This is a genomic window from Paenarthrobacter sp. TYUT067 (assembly GCF_023656375.1).
Classification (GTDB): Bacteria; Actinomycetota; Actinomycetes; order Actinomycetales; family Micrococcaceae; genus Arthrobacter.
On sequence record NZ_JAMOIT010000008.1, the window covers coordinates 14,077 to 31,996 of the forward strand.

Genomic DNA, 17,920 nt, shown 5'->3' on the forward strand with positions numbered 1-17,920 from the left:
GTAGTCCATCTTGTGGCCATGTCCCGGTCATCACTCCGGGGCAAGAGTCGTTAGAGTGGACCTCATGGCCAACCCGATCCCGAGCGCTCCTGGCAGGAGGACAAACGCACCGTTGCCGTCGGCAATCGGTGCACACGTCGCGCCTGCCCAGCAGCACCCGGTGCAGGCCTCGCTTCCCACTGTGGAGGAAGTGTCAGCCGGCGGTGTAGTAGTAGACACGTCCGACGGCGAACTCCGGGTTGCGATCATCGCCCGCCTTAACAGGGGCGGCCGGCTTGAGTGGTGCCTCCCGAAGGGCCACCCGGAAGGTCGCGAGAACAACGAGGAAGCCGCTGTACGCGAGATCGCCGAGGAAACCGGCATCGAAGGCAGCATCCTGGCGCCCCTGGGCAGCATCGACTACTGGTTCACCGTGAGCGGCCACCGCGTCCATAAGACCGTGCACCATTTTCTTCTGCGGGCAACGGGTGGAGAGCTGACTATCGAGAATGATCCGGACCAGGAAGCCGTTGACGCCGCCTGGGTTCCCATCCAGGAACTGGCCCGAAAATTGTCCTTCCCGAATGAACGCCGCATCGCCGATTTGGCACGGGAAGTGCTGCCCGAACATCTCTGACCCGGGTACATGGGACGATAAAGGCGATGTCTGAAGCCAAAACCACCCAGTCCGTTCAGTCCGGAGAAGCACGTTCCAGCGCCATCATGGCCGCAGGAACGCTCGTTTCCCGGTTCCTTGGCTTCGCCAAAACGTGGATGCTCGGCGCCGCCCTCGGCCTGGGTTCCACCATCAATGACACGTTCATTAACGCGAACAACCTGCCGAACCTGATCTTCCTGCTGGTTGCCGGCGGCGTGTTTAACGCCGTCCTGGTCCCACAGATCATTAAGGCCAGCAAAGCCCCGGACCGCGGCGCGGACTACATCAGCCGCCTGCTGACACTGGCAGTACTGGTGCTTTTGGCGTTGACGGCGCTGGTGACACTGGCGGCACCCTTAGTCATCGACCTCACCACCCAGGGCTACTCCGAACAACAAAAAGCCCTGGCAGTGACCTTCGCTTTCTGGTGCCTACCCCAGATCTTCTTCTACGGGCTCTACGCCCTTCTCACGCAGGTGCTGAACGCCCACGGAGCGTTCGGCCCAGCCATGTGGGCCCCCATTCTCAACAACCTTGTGGCAATCGCAGGCCTGGGCATGTTCATTTGGCTTCTGGGCGAGAACGTCTACAACCCCCACACCCTGGACAATTGGGGACCCACGCAGACGCTCCTGATTGCCGGCTTCTCCACTTTCGGTGTGGTCGCGCAGACTGCCATTCTCCTCATCCCCGTCTTCCGTCTGCGCCTCGGCCTGCGTCCGCGGTTCGGCTGGCGCGGCGTTGGACTCGGCCAGGCAGCAAAGCTGAGCGTCTGGACGCTGGCGACCGCCGCCGTCGGACAGTTGGCGTTCCTGTACGTCATGAGGATCGCCACCATTCCCGGTGCCGAGCGCCTCCGTCTGAGCAACGCGGGCAATACCGTGGCCGCGGCGGTTCTGCCCGGCAACGCCGTCCTGGAAGTCGCGAGCCAGCTCTACCTGTTGCCGCACTCGATCATCGCTTTGTCCTTGGCTACCGTTCTCTTCAACCGCATGACACGTGCATCGCAGGACGGCAACAAGGCCGAACTGCGGGATGCCCTGTCCCATGGCCTCCGCACTATGGCCGTTGCCACCGTTTTCGGTGCCTTGGCGCTGTTCGCGTTGGCCGGCCCGCTGGGAATGTTCTTCTCCGGTGGCGAGCCGCAGGACGGCGTCATGCTGGCGCAGACGCTCACCATCCTCGCGCTGAGCACACCGTTCCTGAGCGCCAACTTCATGATGTCGCGGGTGTTCTACGCCAACGAGGACGCCCGCACGCCCCTATACGTCCAGTTGTGGCTGGCTGTGATTTACGTGGTGGGCGCGTTCTTCATCCAGTTCCTTCCCGTGGGACAGATCATCTACGCGATCGCCATCCTCTACACACTGGGCAACATTCTCTCCGTGGTGATCAGCGTGGTGTTCCTGCGCCGCCTGCTCGGTCACCTCGACGGTCCCCGGATCGCCAATTCGTACATCCGCATGGGCTACGCAGGCTTGGGTTCCGCGCTTGCCGGCGCAGGGGCTCTGTGGCTTCTGGGAAGCTACCGTGCCGACGGCTTCGCATGGAGCAGCCGCCCGGCCGCCCTGGTGACCGTAGTCGTCGTCGGGCCAGTCATGCTGCTCGCATACCTGGTCCTCCTGCGCGTCTTCCACGTCACCGAACTGCGCGACCTCCTGCGTCCGCTCATGGGTCGTCTGGGTCGCGGTGTTCCCGCGCCCGTTGGCGCCCCCGCGGAACCCACGACGCCGGCACGCGCCACTGTCTCGGACGATACCGGTTTGATTCCGCGCATCTCCGGTGAGTTCGATGCCGCTTCCTTCAGGGCAGGGCCGGCGCTTGCACCCCAGCGCGCCGCCGAACCCACCGAAGACTCGCCCGAGGCGCCCAAGACGTATCTTCCTGAGGAGGACACGCCCAGCACAGCCCGTGGCGGCAGGTTCAAACCACAGGTCCCGCTGCCGGGTCGACGCACCTACCAGGGCGACGCCGGACAGAATCCTTACTTCCCCGCGCGTGGAAACCACAAGAAGTAAGCCGGTGCCGCCAACGTGGGCGGCGGACCTCAATCCGCTAGGCTAGAAACGAATATAGGTAGTTGCAGAAGTGGCACAACCGGTCAGCCGGGTGCGCCATGCGCAGGACCGCAGCTCCCGGACAGCCTAGGAGGAACACGTGTCCCACCCGATCGACGTCGGATCAGTACTTGGCGGCCGCTATAAGGTCACGGCCAATGTACTGACCTCGCATGACCAAGATCAGGTGCTCGACGGCGTGGACCAGGTCCTCAACCGTCCCGTGAGCATCCTTGTTGCCGGTCCTGGAAATGCTGAGCAGGTGGCCCAGAGCGCCCGCGAAGTGGCCACAGGGGAGCGGCCGGGCCACGTTCAAATCCTGGACCTGGGAATCAGCGAAAACACCACCTACCTGATCACCAACCACAGCACCGCCCCGGACCTCCTGGACCTGGTGGTTGCCACCAACCCGCCTTACATCGAGCCCTTCTTCACGGAGACGCTCGGTAGCGAAATCTTCGGGCAGCCGCGGACCTATGAGCCTGAGACGTACGACGGCCTGTACGAGGATGACGAGCACGAAGCCGAATACATCCAGTACGACGAAAACGGATACCCCATCCCGTCGGAGTATGACGAGCCGGAGTCTGAGCCTGCCGCGCCAACACGAGCAGCGCCGCACGTGCCGCCCATGCCTTCGTCCAGCCCGTCCTCGCCCAAGAGCGGCATCGCGGGCAAGCTCGCTGCGGCTGCAGCCGGAGCCGGGGCAGCGGGCGTTGCCGCAGCTGCGGCGCTGAAGCACGCGGGTTCCAAGAACAACGACGCCGGTGCTGCCGCGAACGGTTCTGCCGGTGCTTCCGGCGTTGGTCCTGCCAACGCTGGTTCTGCCGGAGCTGGGAACGGAGCGTCGCCTGCTACCGCGTCGCAGCCTCCCACCCAAGCCGTTTCCTCGCAAGCTGCCAGCCCTGAGCCTGCTACACGTGAGCCTGTCAGCCGCGATTCGCGTACGGAACCCAAGGTTTCGCTATGGTCCGAAGAGGACTACGGGTTTAGCGACCGAGGAGCTGCAGCTGGCTCTGCCGGTGCAGCTGCTGGTGGTTTCGGAAGCCGCGGCAACGACTCCGGCTACGATCGGACGGCAAACACTTTCCCAGCATCCTCCGCTGTAACCGATGACTACGCGGACGAGGAAGTTTACGAGGATGATGCTCCTGAGAAGGAGCCGCGTTCCCTTCGCTGGCTGGTAGGTGGCCTCCTTGCCGCCGTTTTGGTGGTGGGACTCGTCCTTGCTGTCACCAACCTTGGCAGCCTCCTGCCGAGCGGGGCACCGGCTGCAACGCAAAGCACACCCGCGCCTCAGACCTCCGCCCCGGAGACTGAGGAGCCTGAGCCAACCGAGGCCCCGGCGCCTGCGGCGCCGCCGGCCATCGAAGGGATCACCCGCCTGGGCGACTTCCCCTTCGCTGCCACCTATGACAAGGACCTTGCCAGGGCCTTTGACGGCAACGCCGCCAGCTACTGGTCAGATATGGAATTTGCGTCGGCCAACTGGGGCGGGCTCTTCGAAGATATGCCGCTGGTGGTCAAGCTCAAGGAACCCACAGAGGTGAAATCCGTTGTCCTCAACCAGTTGGGTGGCTCCGGCGGTAGCATCAGCGTCTACACCAACGATCGTCCTGCCATGGATGGTGCCAAGCTGGTGGGAACCAACAGCTTCACCTCACCTGAACTGACCATGCCGCTTGCGGCACCGACGCAGACCCAGTACGTCATTGTGGTCATCAGCGCCCTTCCCAAGCTAGCCGCCCCGAAGACGCGCTTCGGATTCGGTCTGCGCCTGGCAGAGGTCACCGTTCAGTAGCAGCACCCAACTAAGTAGCAGTTGAGGCCGTTTTGACTTATCAAAACGGCCTCTACTGCTACTCAGTTCAGTGTCACCGCTTAGATTCGCTACGCGTGCAGACGGTACCCTGAGTGATGGTGGCCTTCACGGTCCTCAACTCCAACGGAATATTTGGAACGCAACAGGGGTTGAGTCAGATGGCTGCCCCGAAAGCCGCAGCATCGACTAAGGAAGAGGTTCACGCCAAGTGAGCATTGCAGAAAACAGCGCATCGCAGGTGCGTGACGTCATCATCGTAGGTTCAGGCCCTGCCGGCTACACAGCCGCTGTTTACACCGCCCGTGCCAACATGAAGCCTCTGCTCATTGCCGGTTCGGTCACTGCTGGTGGCGAGCTGATGAACACCACAGACGTTGAGAACTACCCGGGTTTCCCCGAGGGCATCATGGGTCCGGACCTCATGGAGAACTTCGAGAAGCAGGCCGCTCGCTTCGGTACCGAGATCCTCTTCGAGGACGTCACCGAGCTGGACCTCGACGGCGACATCAAGACCGTGACCATCGGGACGGGGGAGACCTTCCAGGCGAAGGCCATCATCCTGTCCACGGGTTCGGCATACCGTGAGCTCGGTCTGGCCAATGAAAAACGCCTTTCCGGCCACGGCGTTAGCTGGTGTGCAACCTGCGACGGTTTCTTCTTCAAAGATCAGGACATTGCCGTGATCGGTGGCGGAGACTCTGCCATGGAGGAAGCACTGTTCCTTACCAAGTTCGCGAAGTCCGTTACGGTTGTCCACCGCCGCGATACCCTCAAGGCATCGAAGATCATGGGTGACCGTGCCCAGGCTCACGAGAAGATCAACTTCGTCTGGAACACGGCCGTTGAGGATGTGCTCGGCGAGGACAAGGTCACCGGCCTGAAGCTGAAGAACCTGCTCGATGGTACCGAGTCCGAGCTCGCAGTCACCGGCGTCTTCGTGGCCATCGGCAACGATCCCCGCACGGACCTAATCAAGGGCACGGTGGATCTGACTCCTGAGGGAACCATTGCTGTGGAGGGCCGTAGCTCCCGGACCAACATCAAGGGTGTCTTCGCCGCGGGCGATGTCATCGATCCCACCTACCGCCAGGCCATTACGGCTTCGGGCTCCGGTTGCGTGGCGGCCCTCGATGTTGAGCACTACCTCGCAGACCTGCACTCCTAAAGCTGCATCCAAGCAACCATACGAAGGGAAAAGTTATGAGCAACGCAAAAGACGTAACTGACGCAAGCTTCAGCACGGATGTCCTGGCTTCCGAGAAGCCGGTCATCGTGGACTTCTGGGCAGAGTGGTGTGGCCCCTGCCGCAAGCTCGGCCCGATCCTCGATGAGATCTCCGTTGAGTACAGCGACAAGGTTGACGTCGTGAAACTCAACGTCGACGACAACCCCGCCATCGCCGCAGAGTATGGCATCACCTCCATCCCTGCCGTGTACCTGTTCAGCGGGGGAGAAGTTAAGAGCACTGTCATCGGCGCCAAGCCGAAGCAGTTCTTTGAAAAGGAATTTGCGGACGTCCTGTCCTAACCATCGGACTAGCTGAGTCCGACGAGAACCGGCGGTTCCTGCTCCAGAAGGAGTGGGATCCGCCGGTTTTTTGCTGTTCTCAGAGGAATGAACCAAAATGGGTCGCTTTCGCAATGTTCTTTCGCTGAGAGGCTTCCAACGCTCAGGGGAATTCGCGAGAAACTTCTCCTGACCTGGGGTAGGGAGAACTTCCTTACCTTCCCAGCAGTGATAGCCTCCCAGCCACACCGCGCACCCACATGGCCACTCGGAAGTCCATTTTCTCGTCAAAGGCGGCTTGCCCCGGCCCTCTCGCGGACCCGATCCTCCCAAGCCCTATCCTCGAGTTCGAACGAAACCATGTGGTCCCTTGTTCATCTATTGGGGGTCCGCAGAGAGTGTTGGGTGGGGCTCTTCTGATAGAAGCTGAGCCCAATTTTTCTATTACTGTCGATTCGCCGGGAGAGGTGTGACCAGGGGAGGGCTGAGTAGCCCGCAGAAAGCCCAGCGCTGCCGTTGATCTCTAAGGAGCACAAGCAAAGTTGTGTTGGGGGGTCGCGCCATTGACCTGCTCGTGAGCACGGGTAGTTCCAGGAAGCCTGAAGACGGGGATCAATTCACGGAGCACCTGCCTACTCAAGCGGAACATATGTTTCACGTGAAACAGCGAGGTGTCCGATCAACAAGCTTCCGACAAACCCGGCGATATCTCCTGCGGTCGACTATGAAATCGCGCCCGTTTCACGTGAAACAATGTCACCTGGTTACGACGTCAGGGACCTCATAGCGAGTCTTAGCCAACAGGGTCCTTGGGCCAGGAGCCGTACGACGATATCCAGATAGTGGTGCGCCTTCCAGTCGTCAAAGCAACGTGCATTCTTCCCCTTTTCCAATCTCCGCTTGAAGATCAATTCGGCGCACTAGAGCATGAGCTACAGCAGATCTGGCAACGCAAAGCATGACTTCTCATCGATAAAAGCCCAAAATGCAGGCAACAACGACAGTGAGAAATCTAGTTGTCCACAGCAGTGTCGGGTACCTCGGCATCCTCAACCACCCACAATTACACAGCGCTTCGATTCCGGAGCGCTCCAGAGCTCTAGACGGGGATGCGGCCGGCTAGGGTGCTCTAACGCGCCTTGACGATGACCCTCTTCGCCGTCCACGCCGCCTTCTACAGCCTCGTTTAGGCTCAAGCACCCTGAATGCCTAGGACAGCTTGTAGAGCAAGGGAGGATCGTGCACAAGCGCCCTGTGGCTGCCATGCGGGGTGCAGGGGCCCTGGGCCACACGGCGCTGCAAGGGGCACTACAGCGCCTAGGGACCCTGCGTAACCATGGGGCACCCCAAGGGATGACAGAGCTGCTAAACGGATTGCCTCCGCCTATCCTTTCCTCACCCCGCCCAATTCCCGGCTTATCCCTGGCTTATCGTTGCGAAGGACAGGCTTATCACCTACCCAAGGCAGTGAGTACCAGAGGGCCTTACTGACTCTCTGTTGCTAGGGACGCATGGTCCGCACCGCTCCCGTGTCGCGCTTAACGTAGAGACCCCGCCCCAGCCCACCAGCTTTACACCGCCAGAACAACACCAGTTCGCTCCTAACGACTAAAGGAGAGGCAGTACCGTGGGGCGTGATGGGACCGCACGCATTCTTGTTTGGCAGAAGGCAGCTGTTGCCGCGTCATTCACAGAACCAGCACGAGAACTGCCTTGAATCGGGCAAACCTTCTGGATTCGGTCCTCTTGCCCATCCGAACGGGCGACTAGTGCATGCCTGGAAAGTGCCGATGCGGGACAGTGTTTCACGTGAAACACAACATGAATCCAACTCCGCACCCCCAAGCTAGCCCCGAAGCTGAACTATCAGAGGAGTTCAGCGATCAGCAGACTTAGACGACCAGTTAGTTGGTGTGACCTTCTCACCAATCTGGGCATCAACCGACCCACTCCACCCATGGCACCGAATTGCCAGGAGATGAACGCTAAGTTCACAGGATGCAGAGCACACTCTGCCCGATATCGCGATGGCGGTGGTATCCACATCTTGATTCAACCCCGCAGGCAATCCGATACCAGCGAAGCACTACGGATCTCTCCATCAGACTTCTATATGCCCTTTCTAACACCGATGTCAGAGATTCGCCCCAACCCTCCGTCAGGGACCCCGTCCTTCGACTTCAGCCTCACTCATGCAGAGTCATTCGTTGGCCGACCCGAACGGCTGTCGTTCCTTCTGGTCCTCCGCTACTGCTCCACAGGGAAGGCTGTCTGCAAGCAGAGAGGACGCGGTCAAAGGCAGAGTCCAGTAGCCTTCTTCCAGAATGCACGGCCATCGTAGATGAGATGACAGTGCCCCAAAGCATTCAAGCTTCCAGCCTAGCTACTCGTTTTGGCGAACTCAGAGCATGCCCCCAGCGCCGCCCGTTCGCCGAAAGTGGTCAGCGACGAGTCGAATGTTTCACGTGAAACGAAGCGCCCAAGTAGGTTACTGTTTCACGTGAAACGGGATGGGATGAATCGCAGGGTACGCCGACGTCATACGCGGGATTACTCCTAAACGCGGCTGTGGCGCAGGCCGTCGCTGGCCCCTTGGGGCGCGGCTGTAACGCTTGGCCGAAGCACGATGCCTTGCTGGCCGGCATGCGTCCCACGCGCCGGCAGGTGCCCAAGGGGGTCTCCAGGCTATGTATCAGTTGCGGAGTGGCATCGATGAGTCCTGGGCTCTGCAGGGCACGACGCTCCGATCACGTAGTGCAATGCCACCCCTACGCCAACATCATGAGCCCAAAATTTCATCGATACATCGGATGTATTTCACTATGCATTCGGAGGCTGGAGTATAGGACTAGACGAACGCATGGACCTGGGCGACTCTGCGTTCGACTCCTCATATCCAGCCGCAATTCAAGCGAGCACCAGAATTCTCAGAGGGGCAAGTGGACGGGCCTCGGTACAGCACGCGTAGCGTCACGGATACCCGCCAGCCAGCATGAACTCGCATCATGTAGTGCTCGTCAGCAGCAACATCCCACCTCATCTTTGAACAACTTATACACAGCGTTATCCACAGGCTTATCCACCGCGCATGACGCACCCCACATCGCCTCCCCTCGGAGCATGGTCACCTCGAAAGTGCGGCATGGTGCCGTCCCCCGTGGGGTGAATGCATTGCGCCCGGAAGCGCAGCGGGTAGGCCGCATTCGGGCCTGCAAATGCAATAGAAAGAGGGCTATTCCGGCAATATTGCGATCGAAAACACCATGGCCAATTCGGTTGCCAGTTGTTGGTCCTCAGTGTCGACCGTGACTCGATGATTCACATGAAGGCCTTGTTCGTCGTGGGGGATGGGCCCGACGAGAATGCACATCCTTCCACATAGATATCCCCATAGTTATCCACAACGATATCCACCGGGATATCCACCGTCGGCAGAGGGTCTGCGAGGCCTCCAAGACCACCCTGCAGAACCGTTCGCGAAGTGTTTCACGTGAAACACTTTTGACGTGCCCGCGCGAGCAGTCCTGATGGCCACGCGATGCCATGGCGGTTCTGTCAAAGCACGGGAATGACCAGCGCCTCCATCACCTCCATCACCTCCATAGGCAGTCGACGGCGTGACGCCACGTCACGTGAATCCACTGGGCAACGTCGGACCTATTGTGGGAACAATCACTACGTTGCCTTGTGCTCGCTCAAGCATTTGACCGAGGCCTGGCAGGCTCTCAGTACGCTACGTCCCCCCAAGTCGTCAGCCGTGACACTGGTGTGGCCCAGATATAGTCAACTGAGAGCTCTAAGAAAGACTCGGTATGCTTCTTGTAGTCACCCGACCATGATCTAGGGCCGTCGTCCACGTTGCCCTGAGGAGATCGACGGATACCTCGACGGCCCTCCAGACCGACATACCCGCATGGGCGCATGGCCGCATGGCCGCATGGCCCATGTGTAGCCCTCGCACATCGCTTCTCATAGCTATGCCAACCCACGCCTCGAAGTATGGGCTTGAACGCCCACATAAGCCCTGGCCCGGGGGAGCATTCCGTCCACCACGCTTCGTACGCCGGCGCTTGCGTTTTCTACCAGGCATAGGGCAGTTTGACAATGTGGCGCACCTGGCATCACGGCATCCGAGAGAAGCCATACTGATCCAACAGGCACCAGGGGGAACCGGTTCTCCGTCACTGTGAAATCTGAGGCAGCTTGGTCGAAGCCCACAATCGCGCCATCTCGGTTTCCGGGAGAGTGGTCGCGCCGGGCGGGGCATCTTCTGTCGCTCTTTCTCCACGAACTGGCCCCCTACGCGTCATGCCTTTGGTTCCTAGCCAGTCATAGGCACAGTAGTTGGCCGCAACACGAGACGAAGTCCATGGCAGCCTCCTCCAGTAAGGCCTCCTTACACGAATGGATGTCCACATCACGAGCTCGGACCCTCTCACTAGAGGTGTCAGAACCTCCGCGCCCGCATTAGGTCACGACGCTCCACCTTGACTGCTACCGATCAACTAGAGTTTAGGTAAAACCAGATGACCCCAGATTGTTTCACGTGAAACGGTGTGCTGATCTGCACCGGACGGGCTTCCGTTTAACTCGAAGCGCTGGCGCCTGCGGGGGATTCAGCCATCTTTGGCATCCACCGAATCAAGGAATGCGTACTACGAGCTCTCAGAGTCGGATTTCCTCAACGTACGTCGCCAGGACGGTCGCATCTCTGGGCCATTTGCCGACGCCCGCGTTTCACGTGAAACATCCCGGTGTAACTCATCTCCTAGATTCCTTCGCCCACTACCCAACGACGCGGCATAATGGGGCTAAGTCGAAACTCCGGATCGACCGCCTACACCTACTCCGGGGAGCCCGGGGCACGTGGACGGGGCACGCCACTGATGGACTCGTTATCAGCGTTGATACCCAAAACGCCACCATAAGTTCAGAGCCGATAGTTCTCGGCACCGGACATGGCGAAGTGTCCCAGTCGTCTCCTCCTGTGTTGGTACTGGGTAGCAACACAGAGAGACCTGCTCTCCGAGGGATTGTCACCTCTTTCCAAAGCTAGATTCGATTCCCTGAAACCCAATGAGGTCCGGAGAGCCATTCGAAGAATCCTCACTGATTTCGTCGAATAGTAGCCATCTCCTCCTAGGAACCGTTGTGATGTTTCACGTGAAACAGGAGAAGAGAGGGCTGACGCGCGGCCTCGCTCGCGTCCATCTGACCTTAGAACCTGCACCACACCCGAAATGTACCCACAAGCCCATCTAAACCCGACAGGAAGCGAGCATTCCGGCCTCAGCCACCCATCAATCCTTCGTACCAATGAAGGCAACTAGCGAACCGCGGGGCACTGTCCCATCGATGACATGGCCGAACAGAGCCGAACTCCTGTAGGTTCGGTGCCAGGCCGGACTACCACAAGACCCCTGATAGCTCGTTCAGTACACAGTCCCACCTCGGCGCGCATAGAGCCTGTACGGGGGCTAAGCCCTACTAGTGGCGCTCAGGTGTCCGCCTAGGGCGCCTGGGGCCTTCTGACATCCACTGGGCGCTGGTGCTGGTCCAGGAGAATGCGTGCAGCCAAATGACTCCCGCCTGCCTGCCTCGTTCCCCCTGGACCTCATGCACCAGCTTGAACTATTCTCGAAATGCGCCATACGCCAGCCACATTTCGCACATAATGCCTACGCTGGCGGCAATCCGTCCGCGTAGGCGTATTTACCAGCGGTCCATAACCGCAGGGGACACATAGTTTCACGTGAAACACTCAACCCATGAGTCGGGCGGAAAGTACCCGAGCAGAGCAATTATCGACGTTGCCCACTTAACAAGAACGGGGCCCACACCGTAGGTGAGCCCCATTCAGTTGAACTGCTAGGAATTAGTCCTCGGCTCCCGGCCCAAGAACGTCCATAATCCGGTTAAGATCTTCCACGCTGGCGAACTCAATACTGACCCGCCCTTTTCGCGCACCCAAAGTGATCTTCACGTTAGTATCCAAACGGTCTGACAGTGACGATGCCAGGTAGTCCAGACGCTCGTGCCGGGCATTAGGCTTGGGGATGCTGCTCTTGGCCGGCGCGGTGGGATCCTGGTAGAGAGCAACCGACTCTTCGGTAGCGCGGACGGACATGCCCTCGGCCACGATCTTCTGTGCCATTCTTTCCATGGCTGCAGCATCAGGGAGCGATAGCAAAGCGCGTGCATGCCCAGCAGACAGCACGCCGGCAGCCACGCGGCGCTGAACCAACGGCGGGAGCTTGAGCAGACGGAGTGTGTTGGACACCTGAGGACGGGAGCGGCCAATTCGGTCGGCCAACTGCTCGTGCGTGGTTCCGAAGTCCTCCAGAAGTTGCTGGTAAGCCGCAGCCTCTTCGAGTGGGTTCAGCTGGCTACGGTGGAGGTTCTCAAGGAGAGCATCGCGAAGGAGGTCATCATCCGTGGTGTCACGGACAATTGCAGGGATCGTGTCGAGTCCTGCAGCCTGGACGGCACGCCACCGACGCTCACCCATGACCAGCTCGTACGGTTCTCCACCCTTTTCGGTTGAAGTACGTACAACAATTGGCTGGAGGACGCCGATTTCGCGCACGGAGTGCACGAGCTCGGCCATGTCGTCTTCATCGAAGACTGAACGGGGCTGTTTGCGGTTCGGATGAATGTCACCCACGGGGATCTCGGCAAATCGAGCCCCGGGAACTTCCACCAGTTCTACCTGAGGAGCTGACTGTGCCGGGGCAGTGGAAGGTGCGGCTGACGCCGTCGAGCCTTCTGAGTCGGCGGCCGTCTTATTGGCGGCTGACCGTGAACCGGAAGCTTTGCCGGCAGTTTTGGAAGGTGAAGTAGTTTTGGCGCGGGAAGACTTTGTCGCCGCGGCTTTGGTGCGTGATGTTGCAGCTGCGCCCTCATCCGCTGCGGATGCGGCCGACGTCTTCTCAGCAGCCGGCTTGGAATCAACAGCACTCGAATCCTCGAGTAAGGTCTCTACGGTGGTCTCCGCAGTCTTTCTCGCCTCCGGGAAGAACAGATCCACCGGACGGGAGGGTGCGGCACCATTTCCCTGGGCCGAGGCCGAGCTAGGAATGAGAGCCCCAAGACCCCTGCCGAGGCCCCTTCGCTTTTCGCTCATTGATTCATCCCTCCGATGGAATAGCTGAGCACGGAACGGCCCAAGCTGTTGCAGTGTTTCAAGAATTCTAGCGTTCGGCTATTTCGGCTGCGGCTTCCATGTAGGAAAGCGCGCCGCTCGAAGAAGGATCGTACGTCATGACGGTCTGCTGGTAGCTGGGAGCCTCAGAGATACGTACCGACCTCGGAACGACAGCACCCAGGACTTGGTCCGGGAAGTGCTGGCGAACCTCGGAGGCTACCTGCGCAGCCAGGTTGGTGCGACCGTCGTACATGGTCAAGAGGATAGTAGAAACCACCAGGTCAGCATTAAGGTGCTTCTGAATCATCTCAATATTCTTGAGGAGCTGGCTCAGGCCTTCGAGTGCGTAGTACTCGCATTGAATGGGAATAAGGACTTCACTGGCGGCGCAGAATGCGTTGACCGTCAACAGCCCAAGACTGGGCGGGCAGTCAATGAAGATGTAGTCCAGGCGACCTTCGCCGTCGTTCTCCCGCTCCTTGGCGTAGACGTCAATGGCGCGCCGGAGCCTCTGTTCACGGGCAACAAGCGAAACCAGCTCAATCTCAGCTCCAGCCAAGTGAATAGTTGCGGGTGCGCAGATGAGGTTTGGAATGTCAGGGCATGGGGCCACAACATCCCTGAGTGGAAGATCATTTATCAGAACATCGTAAATACTGTCCACGTCAGCGTGGTGTTCGATGCCCAAAGCAGTAGATGCGTTGCCTTGGGGATCGATGTCGATTACCAACACGTTGAGGCCGGCAGATGCCAATGCGGCGGCAATGTTCACCGTAGTGGTGGTCTTGCCGACGCCGCCCTTTTGGTTGGAGACCGTGAAGATTCGGGTCCTACTCGGCTTGGGCAGCTCCCTGCCGATCAGCCGTTCGCGCCTACGGGTCTCGTTAGCCAGCTGACGTGCGATGGGGCTGGAATCATCGATGGAATCCATGACGTTACGCACTCCATCTGAGACCGTTTCACGTGAAACGGCAGCATTATCAACCGAATCTGTACGCACAATCGCAGACTGAAGAGATGCGGAGGGTGTAGCCATGGCCCGCGCGGACCCCAGAGACATAAACGGGGGGATTCGCTGCGTGGAGGTTTCACTACTGCCCACTGGTCACACTCTCACTCTCATTCGGCGCTTTGCTGCCGTTCTCTAGCCTAACCGCTCAGCCGCCGACACGCGGGAAACCGGGCGGGACCTACGCCGTCTTTCCGGGCTTGTTGACGATGATCCTCACCACGGTGGTGGGTTCCTCCAAAAGCTCCTGTCCGCAAACCACAACTGACGTGTCCACGCCACCGAGTTTGCGGATAACTTTCCTGGCCTTCTCGATCTCTTCACCGGCACTGCGTCCCTTGATGGCAACAACTTCGCCGTGGCCATTCAGAAGGGGGATAGTGAGACCGGCCAAGTTGGAAAGCGCAGAAACGGCCCGGGCGGTCACAACATCCGCGTCCACCATTCCAACTGCCAGCTCAGCCCGCGTCCTCATGATGGTGACGTTGTTCAAGCCGAGGTCATCCACCACTTCCTGGAGCCAAATGACACGCCGTTCCAGCGGTTCGATCAATGTCAGTTCAAGGTCCGGGCGGGCAATGGCAAGGCAAAGGCCTGGGAGGCCTGCACCGGATCCGACGTCGGCAACGTGGCTGTCCATGGCGATGGCGGACTCAATAACTGCACAGTTCAGGACATGGCGGCTCCATAGACGTGGAATCTCGCGCGGCCCTATGAGCCCACGCTCGGTACCCGATGTAGCCAAGTGTTCCACGTAACGCTTGGCAAGATCCAAGCGCTCCCCAAAAATCTTCTCTGCCGCTTCCAGTTCAGCTGCGGTGATTTCTACCATGAGCTGCTAGTCGGCCGAAACGACGATGTGGCGGCCAGCGCCTTCGCCTTCGGACTCGGAGACGTATCCGAGGTCAGCAACGACGTCGTGGACGATCTTGCGCTCGTAAGCACTCATCGGCTCCAGGGCCACAGTTCCGCCATCAGCCTTGACCTTGGCCACGGCATCCTCGGCAATCTTCTGGAGCACGCCAGCGCGTTCCTTACGGTAGCCGTTGATATCCAGGACGAGGCGGGAACGGCTCTCCGTAGCAGACAGAACCGAAAGGCGGGCCAGTTCCTGCAATGCTTCCAGGACTTCTCCGTCGCGTCCTACGAGGCTGTCCAAGGCAGCAGACTCTTCATCAGCACCGATGGAGATGTATGTGCGCCCGTTGCGGACCTCGATGTCGATGTCGCCGTCGATGTCGGCGATATCCAAGAGTTCCTCAAGGTAATCGGCGGCAATGTCGCCTTCCTCTTCCAAGCGGCTGGCCGTCTTGGACTGGGTCTCTTCCGTGGAGACTTCCTGCTCCTCAGTCACAGGGACAATAACTTCTTCAGTGCTCTCGGCAGACATTACTTCTTCTTCCTGTTCTTACGTTGTGGCTGGACGCGCTGAGCCCTGATTTCGGCGGCTGCCGCAGCAGCAGCTTCGGCTTCTGCGGCGGCGTCCGCGGTCTTCTTGCCACCCAGCAGGGGCGGGAGGCCCTTGGCGGCACGGCGCTCCTCCAGTGCCTTAGCGGCGGGGGAACCCGGGGTGGGCATACGGCGGATGACGAAGAACTGCTGGCCCATGGTCCACAAGTTGGTGGTGGTCCAGTAGATAAGGACACCGATGGGGAAGTTGATGCCACCGATACCGAACACGAGCGGCAGGATGTAAAGCATCATTTTCTGCTGGCGCATGAACGGGCTGGCCATGGCCTCTTCGGACATGTTCTTGGCCATGATCTGCTTCTGCGTGATGAACTGCGAGGCCGTCATGGCAACGATCATCACGATGGAGAGAATCCAGACTGCAACCTCGTTGCCACCGGCACCACCGTGAAGCAGGGAAGCAGACAGCGGGGCACCGAAGATGCTGGATTCGTCGAACTGGACAACCTGGTCGGCGCTCATTGCCCCGATGCCCTTGCCGCTGTTGCGGGCCGCGGTGATACCGGACAGCACCTGGAACAGCGCGAAGAAGAACGGCATCTGGATCAGCATCGGCAAACATGCCGAGAACGGGTTGGTCCCGTGCTTCTTGTAGAGAGCCATCTGCTCCTGCGCCATGGCCTGGCGGGAGAGCTGATCGGTCTTGCCCTTGTATTTGGTCTGAAGTTTCTTCAGGTCAGGCTGGAGCAGCTGCATACCGCGCTGGGCTTTGATCTGCTTGACGAAGACAGGAATCAGGGCGGCACGGATCACCAACACGAGGCCGATGATGGACAGAGTCCACGTCCAGCCGTTCGCGGCGGGCAGGCCAATGAAGCTCAGTCCCTCGTGGAAGCCAACCATGATGATTGACACCAGCCACTTGAACGGAAACATGATTGTTTCAAAGAAGTCCATACGATATCCCTATTCGTTAGGCCGCAGAGCGGCCTTCTTCATCAGCCTGAACAGCCAGGAACTGGTCCGGATTGTTCAGTACAACAATTGTGGGCGTCCGGCCTTCAGGCCAATGACGGTGGCCGGCGGGGACGTGGTCCACTCCACCGGCATTCCAAGGATGACATTTGGCGAGCCTTTTGGCTGCGAGCCAGCTGCCCTTCACGGCGCCATGCACCGTTACTGCTTCCAGTGCATATGCGGAGCAGGAGGGAAAGAAACGGCAAACCTGGCCGTACAGGGGCGAGATGACCTTGCGGTACGTCTTCAGTAAAAGAATGAGGATGTTGCGGGGCAGCTCCCAGAGGAACATACCTACCGCCGCCGGAAGGCTCCGATGCGGAACCTTGCCGGAGGGGTCGTTTGAGGAAGGAACGACGGCGGTGCTTATGTCATGCACGCGGTGTCCCTTCCGTAGTGGTGCCGTTGTGTTCAGTCGAAGCGTTGCGTGGACCTGAGCCACTCAATCGCTTCGTCGTCACTGCCAGTGCGGCGTTGTAGTCCGAGAGCAGCTGCTCCCAGCTGGCTGTTGCAGCTGCGGGCAGCGCCCGGACTACTACCGCCAGACCCGTTCCATGCGTGTGCAAGGACAGGGCGCCTGCTTCTCTCAGTCTCCTCTTAACGAGGTTCCTGGTCACGGCGTTCCCGACGGCTTTGGAGACAATGAAGCCGATTCGACTCGGCTCCCCGGCCCCTATAGAGGCCGTATATAACACTAAGTTCCGGCGTCCATTGCGGACGCCGGAACGTACAGTTGTTGAAAAGTCGGTAGACGTCCGCAGACGGTTAGGGGTGGCTAGCACCGTCGAACCCGCAAAAAGACCCTGACCGACAAGTCAGTTATTTACGCCGACAGTTCGACGCGGCCCTTGCCGCGACGGGCAGCCAGGATGGCGCGGCCGGCACGGGTGCGCATACGAAGGCGGAAGCCGTGCTTCTTGGCCCGACGGCGGTTATTCGGCTGAAAAGTCCGCTTGCTCACGTTAGTTACTCCAGTGGATCAAAGGTGCGCCCACCCGATCAAAAAAGGGGAAGAACTGGCCGACGCTAAGTTTTGTATGTGCCTGCCGCCGTTGCCTTCCGCACGGTGAACGTACGGAGTTACAACTGATCTCAAAAGCGGACACAAAGGACTTCACAACGTTAGGGCAAAAAGGCACCCACAGTCAAACCGGGAGCCTTCTGCGGGGCTATCCACAGCTGTGCCCAACCGTGGTTCCCAGCCTGTGGATGAAGTGGCTCACAGGCCGCTTTCCGGAACAACAACGGTGTAATTATCCACAGGCAACTTCCCAGCTATCTTCTAGCGATTTCATCCCCTAGAGTGGCTCAGTAGCCC

13 protein-coding genes are annotated in these 17,920 nt (G+C 59.6%); 5 read left to right on the forward strand and 8 right to left on the reverse strand.

All coding sequences use genetic code 11. The annotated features are described in order from the left end of the window. Positions 1-112: 112 nt before the first annotated feature. The 5 genes from MOD31_RS08820 (at position 113) to trxA (ending at position 6,043) form a co-directional block, all read left to right on the forward strand. The gene (locus tag MOD31_RS08820) at positions 113-616 is read left to right on the forward strand and encodes an NUDIX hydrolase (protein WP_026005276.1); all 504 of its coding nucleotides are present in this window, start codon (positions 113-115) and stop codon (positions 614-616) included. A 26-nt stretch (positions 617-642) separates the two neighbouring features. Then, positions 643-2,655: a murein biosynthesis integral membrane protein MurJ gene (murJ, locus tag MOD31_RS08825; RefSeq protein ID WP_250820380.1), complete on the forward strand. Its 2,013-nt coding sequence runs from the start codon at positions 643-645 to the stop codon at positions 2,653-2,655. A gap of 139 nt (positions 2,656-2,794) precedes the next feature. Next, positions 2,795-4,495 carry an ABC transporter substrate-binding protein gene (locus tag MOD31_RS08830; RefSeq protein WP_250820381.1) on the forward strand — a complete coding sequence of 567 codons (1,701 nt, stop codon included), beginning with the start codon at positions 2,795-2,797 and terminating at the stop codon, positions 4,493-4,495. Positions 4,496-4,724: 229 nt separating this feature from the next. After that, positions 4,725-5,681 (forward strand): thioredoxin-disulfide reductase, encoded by a 957-nt coding sequence (trxB, locus tag MOD31_RS08835; RefSeq protein WP_142937304.1) that lies wholly within the window; start codon positions 4,725-4,727, stop codon positions 5,679-5,681. A gap of 35 nt (positions 5,682-5,716) precedes the next feature. Beyond that, entirely contained in the window at positions 5,717-6,043 is a 327-nt protein-coding gene (trxA, locus tag MOD31_RS08840) for a thioredoxin (protein WP_024818839.1), read from the forward strand. A gap of 5,854 nt (positions 6,044-11,897) precedes the next feature. On the opposite strand, the gene MOD31_RS08845 is transcribed toward trxA, so the two are convergent. From MOD31_RS08845 to rpmH, 8 genes are all read right to left on the reverse strand, one after another. Next, entirely contained in the window at positions 11,898-13,145 is a 1,248-nt protein-coding gene (locus MOD31_RS08845) for a ParB/RepB/Spo0J family partition protein (protein WP_250820382.1), read from the reverse strand. A 67-nt stretch (positions 13,146-13,212) separates the two neighbouring features. Further along, the gene (locus tag MOD31_RS08850; RefSeq protein ID WP_223941332.1) at positions 13,213-14,268 is read right to left on the reverse strand and encodes a ParA family protein; all 1,056 of its coding nucleotides are present in this window, start codon (positions 14,266-14,268) and stop codon (positions 13,213-13,215) included. Positions 14,269-14,356: 88 nt separating this feature from the next. Further along, positions 14,357-15,007, reverse strand: coding sequence for a 16S rRNA (guanine(527)-N(7))-methyltransferase RsmG (rsmG, locus tag MOD31_RS08855; RefSeq protein ID WP_166842619.1), 651 nt, complete (start codon positions 15,005-15,007; stop codon positions 14,357-14,359). Positions 15,008-15,013: 6 nt separating this feature from the next. Beyond that, on the reverse strand, positions 15,014-15,565 hold the full coding sequence (locus MOD31_RS08860) for a R3H domain-containing nucleic acid-binding protein (RefSeq protein ID WP_142937301.1): 552 nt from the start codon (positions 15,563-15,565) through the stop codon (positions 15,014-15,016). Continuing rightward, entirely contained in the window at positions 15,565-16,542 is a 978-nt protein-coding gene (gene yidC / locus MOD31_RS08865; RefSeq protein ID WP_062072211.1) for a membrane protein insertase YidC, read from the reverse strand. Before yidC ends, MOD31_RS08860 begins: the two co-directional genes overlap by 1 nt. A gap of 16 nt (positions 16,543-16,558) precedes the next feature. Continuing rightward, a complete protein-coding gene (gene yidD / locus MOD31_RS08870) occupies positions 16,559-17,044 on the reverse strand; it encodes a membrane protein insertion efficiency factor YidD (RefSeq protein WP_142937299.1) in 486 nt (161 codons plus the stop codon). Beyond that, positions 16,974-17,384 (reverse strand): ribonuclease P protein component, encoded by a 411-nt coding sequence (gene rnpA / locus MOD31_RS08875; protein WP_142937298.1) that lies wholly within the window; start codon positions 17,382-17,384, stop codon positions 16,974-16,976. Before rnpA ends, yidD begins: the two co-directional genes overlap by 71 nt. Positions 17,385-17,425: 41 nt before the next feature. Further along, complete coding sequence (rpmH, locus tag MOD31_RS08880; protein WP_011776797.1) at positions 17,426-17,563, reverse strand: 50S ribosomal protein L34; 138 nt, start codon at positions 17,561-17,563, stop codon at positions 17,426-17,428. Between the last annotated feature and the right edge of the window lie 357 nt (positions 17,564-17,920).

Excerpts from the sequence above, each read along its gene's own strand:
- murJ (WP_250820380.1), top strand. The coding sequence starts at position 643 with ATGTCTGAAGCCAAAACCACCCAGTCCGTTCAGTCCGGAGAAGCACGT.
- trxA (WP_024818839.1), top strand. The coding sequence starts at position 5,717 with ATGAGCAACGCAAAAGACGTAACTGACGCAAGCTTCAGCACGGATGTC.
- MOD31_RS08845 (WP_250820382.1), bottom strand. The coding sequence starts at position 13,145 with ATGAGCGAAAAGCGAAGGGGCCTCGGCAGGGGTCTTGGGGCTCTCATT.
- rsmG (WP_166842619.1), bottom strand. The coding sequence starts at position 15,007 with ATGGTAGAAATCACCGCAGCTGAACTGGAAGCGGCAGAGAAGATTTTT.
- MOD31_RS08860 (WP_142937301.1), bottom strand. The coding sequence starts at position 15,565 with ATGTCTGCCGAGAGCACTGAAGAAGTTATTGTCCCTGTGACTGAGGAG.
- yidC (WP_062072211.1), bottom strand. The coding sequence starts at position 16,542 with ATGGACTTCTTTGAAACAATCATGTTTCCGTTCAAGTGGCTGGTGTCA.